The sequence below is a fragment of the Paludibacter sp. 221 genome, from assembly GCF_010501035.1.
GTDB lineage: Bacteria > Bacteroidota > Bacteroidia > Bacteroidales > Paludibacteraceae > QVMH01.
Window position 1 is genome coordinate 1 of record NZ_QVMH01000043.1, and the last position, 19,468, is coordinate 19,468.

13 protein-coding genes and 1 CRISPR repeat array are annotated in these 19,468 nt (G+C 39.3%); of the genes, 7 read left to right on the top strand and 6 right to left on the bottom strand.

Features of this window, described 5'->3' with window-relative positions; all coding sequences use genetic code 11:
* Window positions 1–119: 119 nt before the first annotated feature.
* The 3 genes from D0T49_RS09765 to D0T49_RS09775 all read left to right on the top strand — a co-directional run bounded on the left by D0T49_RS09765 (window position 120) and on the right by D0T49_RS09775 (window position 2,675).
* A complete protein-coding gene (locus D0T49_RS09765; RefSeq protein WP_163630868.1) occupies window positions 120–818 on the top strand; it encodes a response regulator transcription factor in 699 nt (232 codons plus the stop codon).
* On the top strand, window positions 815–2,092 hold the full coding sequence (locus D0T49_RS09770) for a HAMP domain-containing sensor histidine kinase (RefSeq protein ID WP_163630870.1): 1,278 nt from the start codon (window positions 815–817) through the stop codon (window positions 2,090–2,092). The genes D0T49_RS09765 and D0T49_RS09770 overlap by 4 nt, the downstream gene beginning before the upstream one ends.
* Window positions 2,093–2,237: 145 nt before the next feature.
* A complete protein-coding gene (locus tag D0T49_RS09775) occupies window positions 2,238–2,675 on the top strand; it encodes a PepSY-like domain-containing protein (protein WP_163630872.1) in 438 nt (145 codons plus the stop codon).
* 74 nt (window positions 2,676–2,749) lie between these two features.
* Here D0T49_RS09775 and D0T49_RS09780 read toward each other — a convergent pair whose 3' ends face one another.
* Complete coding sequence (locus D0T49_RS09780) at window positions 2,750–3,226, bottom strand: hypothetical protein (protein ID WP_163630874.1); 477 nt, start codon at window positions 3,224–3,226, stop codon at window positions 2,750–2,752.
* A gap of 44 nt (window positions 3,227–3,270) precedes the next feature.
* Entirely contained in the window at window positions 3,271–3,816 is a 546-nt protein-coding gene (locus tag D0T49_RS09785; RefSeq protein WP_163630876.1) for a GNAT family N-acetyltransferase, read from the bottom strand.
* Between the two features lie 202 nt (window positions 3,817–4,018).
* On the opposite strand from D0T49_RS09785, the gene D0T49_RS09790 reads away from it, so the two are divergent.
* Window positions 4,019–6,856, top strand: a complete 2,838-nt coding sequence (locus tag D0T49_RS09790; RefSeq protein WP_163630878.1) for a TonB-dependent receptor — start codon at window positions 4,019–4,021, stop codon at window positions 6,854–6,856.
* A gap of 194 nt (window positions 6,857–7,050) precedes the next feature.
* Here the strand turns inward: D0T49_RS09790 and D0T49_RS09795 are convergent, their stop codons facing one another.
* The 4 genes from D0T49_RS09795 to D0T49_RS09810 form a co-directional block, all read right to left on the bottom strand.
* The gene (locus D0T49_RS09795) at window positions 7,051–8,928 is read right to left on the bottom strand and encodes an ABC-F family ATP-binding cassette domain-containing protein (protein ID WP_163630880.1); all 1,878 of its coding nucleotides are present in this window, start codon (window positions 8,926–8,928) and stop codon (window positions 7,051–7,053) included.
* 97 nt (window positions 8,929–9,025) lie between these two features.
* Window positions 9,026–9,529 carry a MunI family type II restriction endonuclease gene (locus D0T49_RS09800; RefSeq protein ID WP_163630882.1) on the bottom strand — a complete coding sequence of 168 codons (504 nt, stop codon included), beginning with the start codon at window positions 9,527–9,529 and terminating at the stop codon, window positions 9,026–9,028.
* 20 nt (window positions 9,530–9,549) lie between these two features.
* Window positions 9,550–10,074 (bottom strand): chromate transporter, encoded by a 525-nt coding sequence (locus D0T49_RS09805; protein WP_163630884.1) that lies wholly within the window; start codon window positions 10,072–10,074, stop codon window positions 9,550–9,552.
* A 16-nt stretch (window positions 10,075–10,090) separates the two neighbouring features.
* Window positions 10,091–10,645 carry a chromate transporter gene (locus tag D0T49_RS09810; protein WP_163630886.1) on the bottom strand — a complete coding sequence of 185 codons (555 nt, stop codon included), beginning with the start codon at window positions 10,643–10,645 and terminating at the stop codon, window positions 10,091–10,093.
* 254 nt (window positions 10,646–10,899) lie between these two features.
* On the opposite strand from D0T49_RS09810, the gene cas9 reads away from it, so the two are divergent.
* From cas9 to cas2, 3 genes are read left to right on the top strand one after another with little or no spacing between them, the layout of a single operon-like run.
* Complete coding sequence (gene cas9 / locus D0T49_RS09815) at window positions 10,900–15,030, top strand: type II CRISPR RNA-guided endonuclease Cas9 (protein ID WP_163630888.1); 4,131 nt, start codon at window positions 10,900–10,902, stop codon at window positions 15,028–15,030.
* Between the two features lie 57 nt (window positions 15,031–15,087).
* A complete protein-coding gene (gene cas1 / locus D0T49_RS09820) occupies window positions 15,088–16,023 on the top strand; it encodes a type II CRISPR-associated endonuclease Cas1 (RefSeq protein ID WP_163630890.1) in 936 nt (311 codons plus the stop codon).
* A 10-nt stretch (window positions 16,024–16,033) separates the two neighbouring features.
* Window positions 16,034–16,366, top strand: a complete 333-nt coding sequence (gene cas2 / locus D0T49_RS09825) for a CRISPR-associated endonuclease Cas2 (RefSeq protein ID WP_163630892.1) — start codon at window positions 16,034–16,036, stop codon at window positions 16,364–16,366.
* A gap of 1,793 nt (window positions 16,367–18,159) precedes the next feature.
* Window positions 18,160–19,201: direct repeats of the CRISPR family, unit length 47 nt; unit sequence GCTGTTATAATCAAGTCAAAGATACAAATTTGAAAGTCGGTCACAAC.
* Window positions 19,202–19,468 lie beyond the last annotated feature (267 nt).

Consider the following 19,468-nt stretch of genomic DNA (forward strand, 5'->3'; position numbering starts at 1 on the left):
AAATTATTAATACTTTTGTCTAATCAAACCTGTAACGGTTTTTTAGGACTAGTCAGAATTTTTCCAGAATTGTCGCTATATTTGTAAGGAAAGTTTATCACTAACAAGCCGTTTGCCGTATGAAAATACTGATAGTAGAGGATGAAAAAAAACTTCAGGATACGTTAAAACACTTTCTGGAGCAGGAAAAATTCGTTGTGGAATGTGCGTCGGACTACGAGTCGGCTCTGGAGAAAATATATGCTTATGATTACGAGTGTATTTTGCTTGATATTATGCTGCCCGGAGGTAGCGGGCTTGATATTCTGAAAGAGCTGAAAAAGATGCGTAAAAAAGAGAGGGTGCTAATCCTTTCGGCAAAAGATTCGATAGAAGATAAGGTGCTGGGCTTGGAGATGGGAGCTGATGATTATCTGGCAAAGCCTTTTCATCTGTCGGAGCTTAATGCCCGTATCAAATCCGTTATTCGTCGGCATCAGACTGATGGTAATAAAGACGTGCGGATAGAGAATTTAAGTCTCGACCCCGAAAAGCGGACTGTTTTTATCAATGAAAACGAACTTATCCTTAACCGTAAGGAATTTGATTTGCTGTATTATTTCGTAACCAATCCCGAACGGTTGATGTATAAAACAGCCCTTGCCGAATCGGTTTGGGGCGATAACATCGACCAGTCTGATAGCCTCGATTTTATTTATTCGCAGGTGAAGAATTTGCGTAAAAAACTGAAAGATGCCGGAGCCGGTGTAACCATCAAAGCTGTGTACGGCCTGGGATATAAATTATCTGTTTGCGACCCCGAACAAATTACAGAATGAAACTTATAAATTATATAAATAATAAGCTCACAATTTTAGTGCTGTTTCTTATAAGCTTGTGGGCGGTGTTGTTTTATTTCGCCATCACACACGAAATTACGGACGAGACTGACGATATGCTCAGAAGCTATCGCGATGTTTTTGTAAAAAGGGCTTTGCAGCATCCGCAAATGCTGGACTATTCGGAAGATGCTGTCTTCGACCGTTATTTTATCCGTGAGATAACTGAGGCTGAGGCCGAAGATTATGAAGAAAGTTTTTCGGACAGGGAAATTTATTTTCCCGAAGGGAATGAGACTATTCCCACCCGTATTTACAAGTCGATATTCAGGGCGTCCGACCAGCGTTATTACGAACTGGAGATAGAAATGTCTACTGTAGAGCGTGACGACATGCTCGAAACCCTGATTGTATATTTATCAGTGCTGTTCTTTTTGCTTTTAGTGTCGTTTGTAGTGGGAAACCGTATTATCTTGAACCGTAGCCTTAAACCGCTTGGGCGGTTACTCAGGTGGCTTGATACTATAGTGCCCGGAAAGCCTGTCCCTGAATTGAATAATGAGACTAATATTACAGAATTTGCCCGACTGAACGAGGCTTCGTTAGATTTCAGCCGGCGTAGTTTGCGGGTGTACGAGCAACAGAGGCATTTTATTGAGAATGTTTCGCATGAGCTTCAAACTCCGTTGGCTATTGCCCTGAATAAGATAGAGCTCCTCTCGCAAGATGAAGATGTTACGGAGCGGCAACTTTCTGAAATGGCAGAAGTGCAAAATACGTTGAGCAGGGCTGTAAAACTAAATAAGTCTTTGTTGTTTTTGTCAAGAATTGAAAATGAGCAGTTTCAGGATAAAAAAGTTGTTGATGTCGGTAATATGGCAGATGGGTTACTGCGTGATTTTGAGGAAATATATTCTTACAAACAGCTTCATATTGATATTTCAAAGAAATCGACTTTATCTGTGAGTATGAATGAAACCCTGGCGCAGATAATGCTCACAAATTTACTGAAAAACGCGTTTGTTTATACTCCCTCCGAAGGAAGGATAAATATAGAGATGGAGCAGAATGAATTTATAATAAAGAACTCGGGCAGCAAACCGCTGGATGAGAACAAGGTTTTTACCCGTTTTTACCGCATGCCGGACAACCACAATAACTCTACCGGATTAGGATTGGCTATTGTTAAATCTATCGCCGACCTGAATAGTATCAGGCTATCTTATTTTTATAAAGATTCAGAACATGTCTTTGTGTTAAAATTCGTCAAATAATTAAATATCAATCTTTTTTCCCAATTTATTCCCAAATTCAAATTGAACTTTGCTGTACGAAATAAAGTTATTATAATTGATAGTCAGAAGTCAATTTAAACTTTATATGAAAAACTGAATGTTTAATTTTAAAAAATAGAAAATTATGAAAAAGATGGTATTTTTTTTATTGGTAAGTTTATTTGCCATTAATTGCGCAGAGGCGAAAGATGTATTTACAAAAGATGTGGAGAAACTTCCTACGGCAGCAAAGGAATTTGTGGAGAAGCATTTTTCTAAAGAACAAATTTCTTATATAAAGATTGATGAGGAGCTTGTATACACTACTTACGAGGTGGTTTTTGTTAGCGGAACTGAAATAGAGTTTACAAGAGACGGGGAATGGAAAGAGATTGATACCAAGCTGAATGCGATTCCCGATTCGATTGTACCTGCGAACATCCTGCAATATGTGAAGAATAATTTCAAAGATGCTTCTATCAAGCAAATTGAAAAAAGAAAACGTACTTATGAGGTGGAACTATCCAATCATTTAGACTTAAAATTTGACATGCAGGGAAATTTTATACGCATAGATGACTAAGCGTTATAATTAAAACAAGGGGTATTTCATATTATCGAAATACCCCTTGTTTTTTATATGAAAATTACGATTTGTTACATAAAAGCAGCTAATGTGCCGATAAAGAATACCATAATAACAATCATAAATACGATGAATAATAGAGATAAAATAATCATCACACCTGTGAACAGGGACAGGTTTTTGAGTGATTCGAATGCTTTTGCCAGTATGTTTTCATCACGTTTCAGTATAGCATCTTTTGCTCTGGAACAGGCACGGGATAAAAAATAAGTTGGAAAGAAATAGATAATTGACATGACGAGATATGCTACTCCAATAATAGCAATGGGATATTCTCCAAAATCCTGATATTCCTGCAATGTTGAACTTAGGAATATCATTAGAATAGATACGACAGCCAAAAAGCCAATAGAAATAAAATTTATAACGGCTATAAACTGTCCCCATTGTGCCGCCGATTTCAAGAGCGTTTCTCCTACATAATTAATTTTTAAGGATATTTGTCCTATCTCGTTGGTTTCGATTTTTTCCGGATTTATGTTTTCCATGATATTCAGGTATTAATAATTAAAGTAAGAATCAGATATATTATTTATTTTTCTTCGGGAAAATGTTTGTAAACCTCTGTATACAAGGTGCTTTTTATCAGACTGAAATGCCTGTCGGCAAACCGTGGGTCGTTACTCATTATTAGCATAGGCAGTAAATTACCTGAGCCATCGTAATAAGGTTGTGCGTAACTATGTTGTAATACTTTGAATCCGAGTCTTTCGTAAAAACTTATACGTCGGATAGACTGAGGGTCTTCGGGCATTTCAACTTCAAGTACTACAGGCAGGTTGGCTTTCAGCAAGAACGCATTCATTGCTTCCGTACCTATGTTTTGCCCACGCAGGCTTGGGTCTACCGCAAAATGCTCTACGTAGATGAAACGTTCGAATTTCCAATAGGTGAAAAATCCTACGAAGTATCCGTCTATCATCAATACATCGGCTTCAAATCGCTTTTCGTAGTTCAGAATGGACTCAAGTGCACCTAAACTTCTCCTTTCGGCCGCCGGAAAAGCATGTGTGTACAAGTGGTACATCTTGTCAAACAGAGGGTCGGAAGAGCTTGTTATTTGCTGAAAATCAATCATACAGTAAAGGTAAAAATATAATTAAATATAAATGAACTGTCTTTTCTTATTGAAGAATTGTTCTAATAAATACTTCACGGAATAAATATAAGAAAAATACGCTTATTGCAAAAATACTAAATTAAACCTTTCAATTGTTTAGAAGTCTTATTAATGAAATCAATTTTATTTAATTTTGTAAAATTACAATAACCCTGCGCTAATGAAACGATATTTTACTACCATTTGTTCTTTGTTTGTCTGTATATTGTTTGCCGTTGCACAGCACAGCATACAATCGCGGGTGTTTGACGAAAAAAATGGACAGCCGCTTGAGATGGTAACTATCCAGCTTTTCAATTCATCCGATTCGTCTTTTGTAAATGGTGCGCAAACTGATGTAAAAGGTAGTTTCATTCTTAATAACATCAAGGCAGGACGGTATTATTTGTTGGTTACTTCCATTGGTTACCACGAGTATAAAACCAATGTAAGCATGGAGAATAAAAACATAGTGCTGAAAAATATACAACTGAAGGAAAACGCACAGTTACTATCTGAAATTGAGGTGAAGGGGACAGCCGCCCAAATGGTGGTACGAGGCGATACGCTGGAATATAATGCAACGGCATTTAAAACAGCTGAAAACGCGGTGGTCGAAGATTTGATAAAACGTTTACCCGGTGTGGAGGTTAGCTCCGAAGGCAAGATTACAGTAAATGGTGAAGAAATAAAAAAGATACGTGTGGATGGGAAAAAGTTTTTTGGAGATGATGTGGAAATGGCCACTAAGAATCTTCCGGCAGAGATGATAGAGAAAATTCAGGTGTTGGAAGAAAAATCGGACATGGCCAAGCTCACCGGATTTGAGGATGATGAAACCGAGCGTATTATTAACCTGACCACCAAGCCAAACAGGCGGAGAGGCTTGTTTAGCAATATCAACGGCGGGATAGGCCTTGATACCGAGAACAAGCTGCGTTACGATGGCAACGCTATAGTAAACTTCATGGAAGGTAACTCGCAAACTACCATTACCGGAGGCGCTAACAATGTAAACTCGTCACGAAGCTCTCGCGGACGTGGGGTAGGGAGCAATGGGGTTACCACTACACAGAATTTTGGTGTGAATAATAATACGATTGTAAACGATAAATTTAAGGTAGGAGGCAATGGCTCTTTCAATCACTCGCGCAATGAGGCGATAACTGAAAATTACAAACTGAGTTACCTCAAAGACTCTACTTATACCGATTCTACCTATACTATTTCGCACAATGAGAATTATTCGGCCAATATCCGTCTCGAACTGGAATGGAAGCCCGATACGCTGAATACCTTCATTTTTCAACCCAATGTGAGTTATACACGCTCTTTTAACGATAGCTACCGCGATTTTATATATCTGGTGGAAGATGATACTACCAGCATAGGTAATAGTATAAATTACGGTAATGGAACAAGTTTCAGCGGAAGGATGAATATAATCTATAACCGGAAATTCCATAAGAAAGGAAGGACTCTGACTGCCAACATACGTGGAGACTTGTCGCAGGATGAGAACGAAAGTTTTAATTATTCCTACAGGGAAATAAAAAAGCTGGATTCTATTAACCATATCGACCAAAATACGCTCAATCAGTCGAACCGTTATAACCTGAATGCGCGTGTGTCGTACGTAGAGCCTCTTTGGAATGTAAAGAATCTGCTTGAAATTTCGGCAACGTTTCAGACTACCGGCAGTACAAGCAAAAAGAATCAGTATGATAACGAGGACTTGAGGTATTACGATAATCTGGATAATTATACAAACTTTCAGCGGGAATATACCGATTTCAATGAGGAGTATAGTAATGATTTTCGTAACCTGTTTTTCCGTGAAACGGTGGAGCTAAACTACCGCTATACAGAGAAAAACTATAACCTGATGCTGGGGATGAAGGGAGAACCTTCGCAAACATATAGCTATACTACCTACGGAGACGGCAAAACGCGTAATGTGGATAACGAGGTGTTCAATTTTTCGCCTACCGGACGTTTTCAGTACAATTTTGGTAAAAAGGAATTTATCCGTATTGATTATAGGGGAAGCACCAGCCAGCCAAGCGTGAACCAGATGCAGCCGGTAAAGAATAATTCGGATATTATGAGCGAAACGGTGGGAAACCCAACGCTGAATCCTTCTTTTTCGCATCGTTTCCGTCTTTTTTATAGTACTTTCAACGACCAACGCTTTTCGTCCTTCAATGCCTCGCTTAATTTTAATGCTACCAAAGATGCTTTAGTGTCTAACACTATTTATGATAATTCGGGGAAGCGGTACAATCAGACTGTAAATTCGGAGAAAGCTCCTCTCAGTGCCAGTGCGAATGTAATGTATAATACCCCTATAATTCAAAAACGCCTGCATTTCAATACAAGAACAGACTTTGGGTTTAACCAACGTTATGGCTACTCTAAAAAAGGTTTGGAAGCTATAAATACCGATGTGGAAAAATTGCCTATGGGCGACCCAAGTTCGACTCAAGTATATAATGCAAGTGAAAACCTGTCGCTTACATTTACCCACGACATTGTGGAGGTGGGTGCACGTGGCAGCGTTAGCTACAGGCGAACGATAAACAACCTGAATCCGAACGAATCGGAAACATGGGACTGGACAGGGAGCGGAAATGTGGTTTTGCACTTGCCCTACAACATTAATATAAGCAGCGATATAAATTATACAACGCGTCAGGGGTATAGCAGTGGTTTCGACCGCAACGAATTGATATGGAATGCCTCGATTGATAAATCCTTGTTCAAAAACAAAGGTAATATTTCAGTCCGTTGTTTCGATATCCTGCGCCAACGCCTGAACATTCGTCAGACAGTAGGCGACAACTATATTCAGAACAGTAGTTATAACACGCTCACTTCTTATTTTCTGGTAAGTTTCAGTTATAAAATTAATAAGTTTCCGGGCGCAGGAAAAGGTAGTAACAGTTCGGAACCGCAAAGACCCGATGGGCGTTTCAGTCCGGGTGGCATGCGAGAGGGTGGTAGACCCCCAATGATGTAGGGTGGGCTATTCAGTAAATAGGCCGAAATAGTTCTATCCTTCGGGGTTCGCCTAATATAACATCGTGCCAGCGAAGCGGTTGTTTGCGAGGTGGCTATCATTAGCGGGCTGCGTTGGTTGTTGATTATAACAGCAAGGGCGCAAGAACTCGCCAAAGAAATCCAATGAGACAGTACACAAGAATAATTAGACTCTTAAATCTCGCTTAATTCTAACCAGCGCATCGTTTTTTCATCAATCAAATCGGCCAGCTCTGCAAACCTTTGAGAAGCTGAAATGATAGATTCGTTATCCAACACGCCCGAAGACAGTTGTTTTTCTATTTCAGCTTTTTCGGCTTCCAGTTGGGGAATTTCTTTTTCAAGAGCTTCAAATTCCTGCTTTTCTTTGAAACTCATTTTGCGGGGTTTATCTGCTTTATGGGCCGGTTGGCTCTGCGTTACAGATGTTTTTGGTTGAAGATTTTTCTTCTCTTCACGCTCTTGTTCCTCTTGCAATTCGCTCCACTCGCGATAGTCGGTATAGTTTCCGGGGAAGTCCTTTAGTTCGGCATTGCCTCTGAAAACCAATAAATGGTCGACTACCTTATCCATAAAATAACGGTCGTGGCTTACTACAATAACACACCCTTTGAACGACTGGAGGTATTCTTCCAATATGTTCAATGTAGCAATATCAAGGTCGTTGGTAGGCTCATCCAATACAAGGAAATTAGGATTACGCATCAAGACCGTGCAAAGGTGTAAACGCCGCTTCTCGCCCCCGCTCAGTTTATATACATAGTTATACTGCGTTTCGGGTGTAAAAAGGAAATGCAACAGAAACTGCGATGCCGACATCCGCTTACCGCTTCCCAAATCCACTTCTTCGGCAATATCGCGCACAACGTCAATCACTTTCATCTGCTCGTCGAAAGCAAGCCCATCCTGACTGTAATACCCGAAAACCACCGTTTCGCCAATATCGAACGAACCGCTATCGGGTTTCACCTCGCCAAGCAGCATTTTAAGGAAAGTAGACTTGCCTGTGCCGTTTTTGCCGATAATACCCATCTTCTCGTAACGGGCAAAGTTGTAGTAAAAATTATCCAGTATCTTCAAATCGCCATACGACTTGGATACATATTTGGCTTCAAATATCTTAGAGCCCAAATAGCTCGCCTTTACATCAAGCCTTACCGCATCATTATTCCGCCTTTCCTTGGCGCGCTCTTCTATCTCGTAAAAACGGTCGATACGCGATTTGGCTTTAGTAGCACGCGCCTGAGGCTGGCGGCGCATCCAATCCAGTTCCTTACGGTAAAGGTTGTTCATCCTGTCGCTCTCGGCATTGAAGGCATCCATGCGCTCCTGCCGCTTCTCAAGATAATAACTATAGTTGCCCGTATACTGGAACAAAGCCTGATGGTCTATTTCCATAATAACGTTACACACACGGTCGAGAAAATAACGGTCGTGCGTAACCATCAGCAATGCCATAGACGAACGCTTGAGAAAATCCTCCAACCACTCCACCATCTCCAAATCGAGGTGGTTGGTAGGCTCGTCCAGAATAAGCAAATCGGGCTCGCTTATCAGCACATTTGCCAGTGCAACACGTTTTAGCTGACCTCCCGACAATTCGCCTATACGCTGTTCAAAATTAGTAATTTTCAACTTCCCCAATATCTGCTTAATGCGTGTCTCGTAGTCCCACGCCTTGTACATATCCATTTTAGCCAACACCTCGTCCAGACCTTTCTGGTCGGCAGTAAGCATACAATGTTCGTACTCGGCAATAGTGCGCATTACCTCGTTATCCGATTGCAGACAGGCATCTAAAACCGTTAATTCCTTGGGAAAATCGGGGGATTGTTCAAGATACCCTACACGCAAATCGCGCCGGAATGAGATTGTACCTTCGTCGTAATCTTCCTTGCCCGCTATAATATTCAGCAGCGTGGTTTTACCCGTACCGTTTTTGGCAACCAAGGCAACACGCTGGTTGTCGGCAATCCCGAACGAGATATGCTCGAATAAAAGATTATCGCCAAAGGATTTAGTCAGATTCTCAACTTGAAGGTAGCTTATCATTTTTTATAATCAGTTTTTGTTTTTATTTCACATAGGTTAGAAGTATCTTCTATGTGTTTCTATTTTGCTTTCGTAGGTGTTCTTATGTGAGTAGAAATTACACAGGCAACAATTTTTCATTTATAATACGCTGAAATTCCATTTCGAAATTAGGGGTAAATATTCCTTTGCCAAGATTATAAAAAATTTCGGGAATAGCCCAAAAACGTCCTTCGGAGATTTCTTTCCCGTCAGGAACAGGCTCACCATCAAACACAGTATAAAAGCTATGTACCAATTCCGATTCCAGTTCCGAAGTATATTTGTATTTCAACATCAGCATCGGAGTAAAAACTTTGATACTCAGCTCCTCATGCGCTTCGCGACGTAAGGCTTCTTCAATACTCTCGCCATAATCTACATGACCGCCTACCGCAGTGTCCCACTTGCCGGGCTGGATATCCTTATTCATCGACCGCTTTTGCAAATATAATTCTCCCTGAGAGTTTAATACATGCAAATGCACTACAGGATGAAGCCAAAACGTACCCGAATGGCACTCTTTGCGCGAAGCCCGACCTGTAACTTCGCCTTCTTCATTTACTATCGGGAAATATTCCATCTGATACTTTTTTTTAAGACTCAATATAGCAGCAAACCCGCTACCCCTGCCAAAATAATCAACAATATAGGATGTAGCTTAAATTTGAACGAAAGTATAAAAGCAGCTACAAACAGGATAACGCTCTTATAATCGATAAAATTCTCCTTATTCACCAGCAAGAGAGCCGCAGCAGCAATCAGACCCACTACCGTAGGGCGCAATGCCGAGAGGGCATATTCCATGTACTTATTGTCCCTTACCGCCAGCATAAACTTACTTAGCGTAAGCATTATGGCAAACGAAGGCAGTACAATAGCAATAGTGGCTACCACCGCACCCCATACGCTTCCGGTAGCGACATAGCCCACATAGGTAGCGCTATTGATGCCGATAGGACCGGGAGTCATTTGCGAAATGGCGATTATATCGGTCAACTCGGCTTGCGTTATCCAGTCGTGCGACAATATCTCATGCTGGATGAGCGACAGGATAGCATATCCGCCTCCAAAGCCGAACAAGCCTATCTTGAAAAATGATATGAATAATTGTAAATATAACTCCATCTGACTGTGTCTGACTTCAATCTACTTTTTGTTTTCTTTTCGCATTCCAAATACCATATCCTATACCGCCCACTATAGCGCCAAGTATTACAATAACAGGCGACACGCCAAGCCACCAAATAAGCAAAGCCGCCACCACGGGGATAAACGCGGTTTTCCATGTCACACCCGCCGACTTTGCCATATTCCATACCGGAGCGGCAATCAGTGCAACAATAGCCGGACGTATTCCCTTGAAAATACGGTTGACCATTTCATTATCTTTTATATCGGTGAAAACAACGGCAATTAATAATATGATGATGAACGAGGGTAGTGCTGCACCCAGCGATGTAACAAGGCTGCCTTTTACACCTTTTATTTTGTAACCAACAAAGATGGCAGTATTGATGGCAATGACCCCCGGTGCAGCCTGAGCCAATGCGAGCATATCAATAAAATCTCTTGGTTCCATCCATTTTCTGTTAGTCACTATTTCCCTCTCGATAAGCGGTATCATGGAATAGCCTCCCCCCAGAGTAAAGGCTCCAATCTTAAAGAAAATGGTGAATAGCTGCCAGTAAATTTTCATACCACAAAGGTACGCTTTTTAACCGTTTATATCAAAAAAGAAAGCGACACTTACGTGCCGCCTTAAATGTTTTCACAACGGAATAATCCTTATTGTGACTAACTTCAAATTTGTAAAAGCAAAGATATATAATATTTTTTAATTAACAACAGTTTGTTAATTAATATTATATATTTAACTTTATGCCCACTCTACATGCATCTTATTTTTAATAAACAATTAAAAACAACTCATACATACATTAATACAACACTATGAAAAGAATATTAGGACTTGACCTCGGCACAACCAGCATAGGCTGGGCATTGGTAAACGAAGCTACCGGCGATGGAGAAAAATCGTCGATTATAAAGCTCGGAGTACGCGTAAACCCTCTGACAACTGATGAATTGAGCAACTTTGAAAAAGGGAAAAAGATTACAACTAATGCCGACCGCACGCTGAAACGCGGCATGCGCCGCAACTTGCAACGCTACAAACTTCGCAGAGACAACCTGATAGAGATACTTAAAGAGAATGGTTTCATTACAGAAAAAAACATCCTGTCCGAAGATGGTAATTGCACAACCTTCGAGACATACCGCCTGCGTGCCAAAGCCGCAACTGAGCAAATATCCCTCGAAGAGTTGGCAAGGGTGCTGCTTATGATTAATAAAAAGCGTGGATATAAGAGCTGCCGCAAAGCTAAATCGGCCGACGAGGGAGAATTAATAGACGGCATGGAAATAGCAAAGAAACTGTATGATGAGAATTTGACCCCCGGACAGTTTGTTCTTCAATTGCTGAAAGAGGGCAAAAAACATATACCTGATTTTTACCGTTCGGACTTACAAGCAGAACTCGACCGTATCTGGTATTTTCAGCAACAGTTTTATCCCGAAGTTCTTACCGGAGAATTTAAAAACCAGATAAATAACAAAGGCAAGCAAAATACCAGCAAGATATTTTTAAACAAATACGGCATTTACACCGCCGACAACAAAGGTGCTGACAAAAGAATACAAGCCTACCAATGGAGAGCCGATGCGCTAACCAAGCAACTTACAAAAGAAGAAATGGCTTTTGTAATCAGCGATGTAAACGGTGCTATAAGCAATTCGAGCGGCTACTTAGGTGCTATAAGCGACCGGAGCAAAGAGCTATATTTCAATCATCAGACTGTGGGGCAATACCTGATGTCCCTTTTGGACAACGACCCTAATACAAGCCTGAAAAACCAAGTGTTTTACAGGCAGGATTATTTAGACGAATTCAATACCATTTGGGAAACCCAAGCTAAATATCATAAAAACCTGACTCCCGAACTGAAAAGAGAAATCCGCGACGTAATTATTTTCTACCAACGCCGCCTTAAAAGCCAAAAGGGATTAATTAGCTTTTGTGAATTTGAAAGCAGAGAAATTGAGATAGAAATAGAAGGGAGAAAGAAGAAAAAAACAGTTGGTTCGCGTGTGTGTCCCAAGTCATCTCCCTTGTTTCAAGAGTTTAAAATATGGCAAGTACTCAACAATATACAAGTAACTGACAAAAAAGAAAACGAAATAAAATCCCTCACGCTTGAAGCTAAAGAAGCGCTTTTTGCCGAATTGTCTGTAAAAGAAAGATTATCAAAAGAAGAAGCGTTAAAGTTATTGTTCAAAAATCCGAAAAATTTTGAACTAAACTTGAAACACATAGAGGGTAACCGCACACAAGCCAGACTATTCGAAGCTTATCAAAAAATAATAGCTATGAGTGGGCATGGGGAATACGACTTTGCCAAGCTATCTGCAGAAAAAAGTATGGAAATAGTTTCAGAAGTCTTTAGCATGTTGGGCTACAACACCCATATTTTACAATTCGATGCTTCGCTTCGGGGGCAACAATTAGAACAACAACCGTTGTATCAATTATGGCACCTGCTTTATTCTTTTGAAGGTGACGACTCGGTAAGCGGCAGCGAAAAACTCGTTTCCAAATTGTCAGAGTTGTATGGATTCAGTAAGGAACATGCTTCAATACTTGCCAACGTTACTTTTCAGGACGACTACGGCAGCCTGAGTACTAAAGCCATGCGGAAAATACTGCCTCATATGAAAGAGGGGAATGGTTACGATGTGGCTTGTGTATATGCGGGATACCGCCATTCTAAAAATTCGCTAACCAAAGACGAAATAGAAAACAAGGAATTGAAAAAACGGCTCGACATCCTTCCTAAAAACAGCCTGCGCAATCCGGTGGTGGAAAAGATACTGAACCAAATGATTAATGTTGTAAACGGTGTGGCCGACAACTACGGCGAGTTTGATGAAATACATATAGAGTTGGCGCGCGAACTGAAAAAAAGTGCAGGGGAACGCGAAGAAATGACCAATAGCATCAACAAAACGACTGCCGAACACGAAAAGATTAAAACCATCCTCCGTAACGATTTCGGACTAACCCATATAAGCCGTAACGACATTATTCGCTACAAGTTGTATGAAGAGCTGAAAGAAAATGGGTATCATACATTATACTCCAATACGTATATCTCCCCCGGCATGTTGTTTAGCAAAAAAATTGATATAGAGCATATTATTCCTCAGTCGCGCCTGTTTGACGACTCGTTCTCCAACAAAACTTTGGAATTGCGCGATATCAACATCGAGAAAGGAAATAAAACCGCTTGCGATTATGTTTTAGAAAAATACGGGGATAAAGGTTTGGAGGAATACTTCAGCCGGATAGAAAAGCTGTTCAAATCAGGCTATATAAAACAGGCTAAGCTAAACAAGCTGAAAATGAAAGAGTCGGATATCCCCGATGATTTCATCGAACGCGACATCCGCGATACGCAATACATTGCCCGAAAAGCAAAAATGATATTGGAGGATATGGTAAAAGTTGTAGTATCTACCTCAGGCAAAGTTACCGACCGCTTACGCGAGGATTGGCAACTGGTAGATGTAATGAAAGAATTGAACTGGGAAAAATACAATAAACTTGGGCTGACGGAAATAATAGAAAACAAAGACGGTCAAAAAATACGGCGTATAAAAGACTGGAGTAAGCGGAACGACCATCGCCACCACGCAATGGATGCTCTTACCATAGCTTTTACAAAGCATGACCACATTCAGTATCTCAACAACCAGAATGCCCGTTCGGATAAAAATTCGAGTGTGTATGCTATCGAGAAAAAGGAACTCTATCGCGACGAAAAAAATAAACTGAGATTCAACCCTCCAATGCCTATCAAGGAATTCAGGGCAGAAGCAAAAAAACAGCTTGAAAACACACTTATCTCGATAAAAGCAAAAAATAAAGTGGTAACAAGCAATATAAACATTACAAAAACTGCTCAAGGAACAAACAAAAAGAAACAGTTGACTCCCCGTGGACAGCTACATCTGGAAACTATATATGGATGCAGCAAAAGTTATGTTACTAAAGAAGAAAAAGTGGGAGCAGGTTTCGACAAAGAGCAAATACAAAAAGTATGTAAGAAAAAATATCGCGAGGCGCTTTTGAAACGGCTTCAGGAGTTTGGCGGCGATCCTAAAAAAGCATTTACCGGGAAAAATAGCTTATCTAAAAACCCTGTGTATCTGGATGAGTCGCAAAGTTCTTTTGTTCCGGAAAAAGTAAAAACCGTACAATTAGAAAACACATATACAATACGCAAAGCAATATCGCCTGATTTAAAAATAGAAAAAGTAACTAACACAGGAATACGGCGCATTTTGGAAAACAGGTTAGCTGAACATAACGGAGATGCAAAGCAAGCCTTTTCCAATCTGGATGAAAATCCTATTTGGTTAAACGAAGAAAAAGGGATTAAACTCAAGCGTGTGACAATTTCGGGAGTAAGCAATGCTGAGTCATTGCATACTAAAAAAGACAAGTACGGAAAAGTTATTTTAGATAAAGAAGGAAAGACACAGGCTGTAGATTTTGTAAATACAGGCAACAACCACCATGTGGCGATTTATCGCGACGAAAACGGAAACCTGCAGGACGAAGTTGTATCGTTCTTCAAAGCTACTGTACGTGCTAATTTGCAACAACCTATTATAGACAAAGAATATAAAAAGGGTGAAGGTTGGCAGTTTCTTTTCAGTATGAAGCAAAACGAATATTTTGTATTCCCAAATGAAGAAACCGGATTTAATCCAAAAGAAATAGACTTGTTCGATCCTGAAAATTATAAATTCATCAGCCCAAACCTATATCGAGTACAGAAGTTTTCAAAAACATCAGCCAGAGACTATATGTTTCGTCATCATTTGGAAACAGCAGTGAAAGATAATAACCTGCTTAAAGAAATTGCTTATAAAAGAATTAGTGCTTTATCCATTTTTGATAAAATAGTAAAAGTCAGGGTTAATCATATTGGACAAATCGTTTGGGTAGGAGAATATTAAGAAATTATTTTGATTTTTTTCATAGGTCATTAACTTTCAAAATACAAGAATAATACCATGATTAAGAAAACACTTTATTTTGAAAATCCGGCTTATTTAAGCATGAAAAATAAGCAATTGGTAATAAAACTACCCGAAGTTGCTAAAAATGACACTTTGCCCGAATCATTCAAGCAAGAAGCTGTTAAGACTATACCGGTAGAAGATATTGGCGTCATAATTTTGGATAATAAGCAAATAACCATCACACATGGTTTGCTTGAGGCTTTACTTGGCAATAACTGCGCTGTAATAACCTGTGGAAGCAACCGTATGCCTATTGGCATGCACTTGCCATTGGAAAGCAACACTACACAGAGCGAACGTTTTCAGGCACAAATAGGAGCATCAGTGCCGTTGAAAAAGCAGTTGTGGCAACAAACAGTACAGGCTAAAATAACCAATCAGGCGTATGTGCTGAAAACATGCCGGAATGAAACAGTAAAAAATATGCTTGCATGGGTCAAAGATGTGAAAAGTGGCGATAGCGACAATTTAGAAGGACGTGCGGCAGCCTATTATTGGGCCAATATGTTCCCCCATATCGAAGGATTCCGCCGGGGACGCGAAGGCGTTGCCCCTAACAATCTGCTGAATTACGGCTATGCTGTTCTTCGTGCCGTTATTGCCCGTTCGTTGGTTGCCAGCGGGTTGCTCCCTACGCTTGGCATACACCACCACAACCGTTATAATGCTTATTGTCTGGCCGATGATATTATGGAGCCTTACCGTCCGTTTGTTGATAAACTGGTAGTTGAAATTACCGAAAACGGCGAAGACTTTCAGGAAATTTCAAAAGACATGAAAATAAAGCTACTCGGTATTCCAGTATTAGATGTTATAATCAACAACCAACGTAGCCCGCTAATGATAGCAGCCTCGCAAACAACTGCTTCGCTGGCACGATGCTACTTAGGCGAAACCCGAAGGATAGCATATCCTTCGTTTGAATAAATCCGGATTTATGGAACGTTTTAGTCAATACAGAATTATGTGGGTACTCGTATTTTTTGACCTTCCGACAGAAACCAAGCAAGAGCGTAAAATATCTGCGGACTTCAGAAAAAAGCTACAGGATGATGGATTTACTAGGTTTCAGTTCTCAATCTATCTCCGTCACTGTCCCAGTCAGGAAAATGCTGACGTACATATCCTTCGGGTTAAAAAACTATTGCCCAAAAAAGGTAGTGTAGGGATATTATGTATAACTGATAAACAATTTGGCAGGATAGAGTTATTCCATGGAAAAAAAGAAGAAACTGTAGCAACTCCCTATCAGCAGTTAGAACTATTTTAAAACACAAAAAATCCGCTATCAGAGCGGATTTTTTGTTAAATAACAGCTGTTTTTTTAATTCTAATATTCGATATAACAAACTGACAATCTCTTACTTATGTAGGTTGTGCTGTTATAATCAAGTCAAAGATACAAATTTGAAAGTCGGTCACAACTAGAGTATAAACGTGATGTGTTTTGGTATGCTGTTATAATCAAGTCAAAGATACAAATTTGAAAGTCGGTCACAACATGGAGATACCGTTTTTGTAGAAAAATTTAGCTGTTATAATCAAGTCAAAGATACAAATTTGAAAGTCGGTCACAACGCTTCTGTTGCTCGCCAAGAATTTAATACGCTGTTATAATCAAGTCAAAGATACAAATTTGAAAGTCGGTCACAACACGAACCTTGTGCTTAACAAGGAAAGACTTGCTGTTATAATCAAGTCAAAGATACAAATTTGAAAGTCGGTCACAACACATAGTAGAATTAAAAGGAAAATCAAGAGCTGTTATAATCAAGTCAAAGATACAAATTTGAAAGTCGGTCACAACAATCTTTACGTTCATGTTGTTTCCTATTGGCTGTTATAATCAAGTCAAAGATACAAATTTGAAAGTCGGTCACAACTGATTTGTCTTTTGGGAAAAAGTTTTGCTGCTGTTATAATCAAGTCAAAGATACAAATTTGAAAGTCGGTCACAACAGTATGATACGGATGTTATACAGGCTGCACGCTGTTATAATCAAGTCAAAGATACAAATTTGAAAGTCGGTCACAACAGGCTTAACAATGGCTATTCATGGGTACTCGCTGTTATAATCAAGTCAAAGATACAAATTTGAAAGTCGGTCACAACCTAAGGTTCTTAGTATCTGACCGGAAGTGGGCTGTTATAATCAAGTCAAAGATACAAATTTGAAAGTCGGTCACAACAGGATAGAGATAGAATAAGAACAATCGAAAGCTGTTATAATCAAGTCAAAGATACAAATTTGAAAGTCGGTCACAACGAACTGGGCGTTTATCAATGTTTCAAACAGCTGTTATAATCAAGTCAAAGATACAAATTTGAAAGTCGGTCACAACAATCTTTTACTTCTCTTTCAAAAACATTTTGCTGTTATAATCAAGTCAAAGATACAAATTTGAAAGTCGGTCACAACTCTATCTCATCATAGTCTATAGCCAAGTCAGCTGTTATAATCAAGTCAAAGATACAAATTTGAAAGTCGGTCACAACAAACCGAGGTTTGTGTGAAAAGTAAGTAGCGCTGTTATAATCAAGTCAAAGATACAAATTTGAAAGTCGGTCACAACTGTCTTCTCTTTTATTCATATTTTATTTGGCTGTTATAATCAAGTCAAAGATACAAATTTGAAAGTCGGTCACAACAAGCTGCTGGATCTGTTGGGACAAAGACAAGCTGTTATAATCAAGTCAAAGATACAAATTTGAAAGTCGGTCACAACAGAGTCAGTCTGTGTGCGTCTTCCTCATCGGCTGTTATAATCAAGTCAAAGATACAAATTTGAAAGTCGGTCACAACTTGTAGGGTTTACAGGGGAAATGTACACGGGCTGTTATAATCAAGTCAAAGATACAAATTTGAAAGTCGGTCACAACTGATGGCTTATGCTAATACCGTGCTTGAAAGCTGTTATAATCAAGTCAAAGATACAAATTTGAAAGTCGGTCACAACACCATAATGGCACGAGGAGATAGCATGGAGCTGTTATAATCAAGTCAAAGATACAAATTTGAAAGTCGGTCACAACTAAGCAAGCAAGAGGAAGAAAATAACGAGGCTGTTATAATCAAGTCAAAGATACAAATTTGAAAGTCGGTCACAACGAGGAACGTGATTTCGTTAGCTTGCGAAAGGCTGTTATAATCAAGTCAAAGATACAAATTTGAAAGTCGGTCACAACTTTAAATAAAAATAGGTGTAAATATTCGGTGCTGTTATAATCAAGTCAAAGATACAAATTTGAAAGTCGGTCACAACAGCATGATACCTATTCCGCTTTCAATATCAGCTGTTATAATCAAGTCAAAGATACAAATTTGAAAGTCGGTCACAACGATAAACTCTTGCATGATTAAAACGAATACGCTGTTATAATCAAGTCAAAGATACAAATTTGAAAGTCGGTCACAACCGGCAGCTCCGGATACTGATGTGGTAAAAAGCTGTTATAATCAAGTCAAAGATACAAATTTGAAAGTCGGTCACAACGGAATAGAATAAACATATTTTCTGATACCGCTGTTATAATCAAGTCAAAGATACAAATTTGAAAGTCGGTCACAACACCAAGCGTAGGGATAGCATAAGATTGTCGCTGTTATAATCAAGTCAAAGATACAAATTTGAAAGTCGGTCACAACAACAATGACCTCATAGCTGCTTTTTTCAGGCTGTTATAATCAAGTCAAAGATACAAATTTGAAAGTCGGTCACAACCCGTCAGCTTATCTTGTTTTTCTACTAAGTGCTGTTATAATCAAGTCAAAGATACAAATTTGAAAGTCGGTCACAACATACCAGCGAAATGTCAAAATTGTAGATAAGCTGTTATAATCAAGTCAAAGATACAAATTTGAAAGTCGGTCACAACAATAGTAGGAGTTCCAACCGCGCAAACAAGCTGTTATAATCAAGTCAAAGATACAAATTTGAAAGTCGGTCACAACTCCAGCGTGCCACTGAATGTGAATTTAGGGCTGTTATAATCAAGTCAAAGATACAAATTTGAAAGTCGGTCACAACTCCAGCGTGCCACTGAATGTGAATTTAGGGCTGTTATAATCAAGTCAAAGATACAAATTTGAAAGTCGGTCACAACATGTTTTTTACTATTGTTGTATTTTTAAAGCTGTTATAATCAAGTCAAACTTAGATAAAAATATGCTATTTATAAGCGAGTCTGATAAAAGAATAGCTTATTTTATTCAAACAAGACCAACAATATGTATCTTCGATAAAAAAATTTTAACCCAATTCTTATGAATCAATATTGTGGTCTTGATGTACACAAAGATAGTGTCTTTGCTTGTATAATCAATGAGTCCGGGGTATTAAAAGAACAAAAGTTTGGCACATTAACCTCTGA

Excerpts from the sequence above, each read along its gene's own strand:
- D0T49_RS09765 (WP_163630868.1), top strand. The coding sequence starts at position 120 with ATGAAAATACTGATAGTAGAGGATGAAAAAAAACTTCAGGATACGTTA.
- D0T49_RS09770 (WP_163630870.1), top strand. The coding sequence starts at position 815 with ATGAAACTTATAAATTATATAAATAATAAGCTCACAATTTTAGTGCTG.
- D0T49_RS09775 (WP_163630872.1), top strand. The coding sequence starts at position 2,238 with ATGAAAAAGATGGTATTTTTTTTATTGGTAAGTTTATTTGCCATTAAT.
- D0T49_RS09780 (WP_163630874.1), bottom strand. The coding sequence starts at position 3,226 with ATGGAAAACATAAATCCGGAAAAAATCGAAACCAACGAGATAGGACAA.
- D0T49_RS09785 (WP_163630876.1), bottom strand. The coding sequence starts at position 3,816 with ATGATTGATTTTCAGCAAATAACAAGCTCTTCCGACCCTCTGTTTGAC.
- D0T49_RS09790 (WP_163630878.1), top strand. The coding sequence starts at position 4,019 with ATGAAACGATATTTTACTACCATTTGTTCTTTGTTTGTCTGTATATTG.
- D0T49_RS09795 (WP_163630880.1), bottom strand. The coding sequence starts at position 8,928 with ATGATAAGCTACCTTCAAGTTGAGAATCTGACTAAATCCTTTGGCGAT.
- D0T49_RS09800 (WP_163630882.1), bottom strand. The coding sequence starts at position 9,529 with ATGGAATATTTCCCGATAGTAAATGAAGAAGGCGAAGTTACAGGTCGG.
- D0T49_RS09805 (WP_163630884.1), bottom strand. The coding sequence starts at position 10,074 with ATGGAGTTATATTTACAATTATTCATATCATTTTTCAAGATAGGCTTG.
- D0T49_RS09810 (WP_163630886.1), bottom strand. The coding sequence starts at position 10,645 with ATGAAAATTTACTGGCAGCTATTCACCATTTTCTTTAAGATTGGAGCC.
- cas9 (WP_163630888.1), top strand. The coding sequence starts at position 10,900 with ATGAAAAGAATATTAGGACTTGACCTCGGCACAACCAGCATAGGCTGG.
- cas1 (WP_163630890.1), top strand. The coding sequence starts at position 15,088 with ATGATTAAGAAAACACTTTATTTTGAAAATCCGGCTTATTTAAGCATG.
- cas2 (WP_163630892.1), top strand. The coding sequence starts at position 16,034 with ATGGAACGTTTTAGTCAATACAGAATTATGTGGGTACTCGTATTTTTT.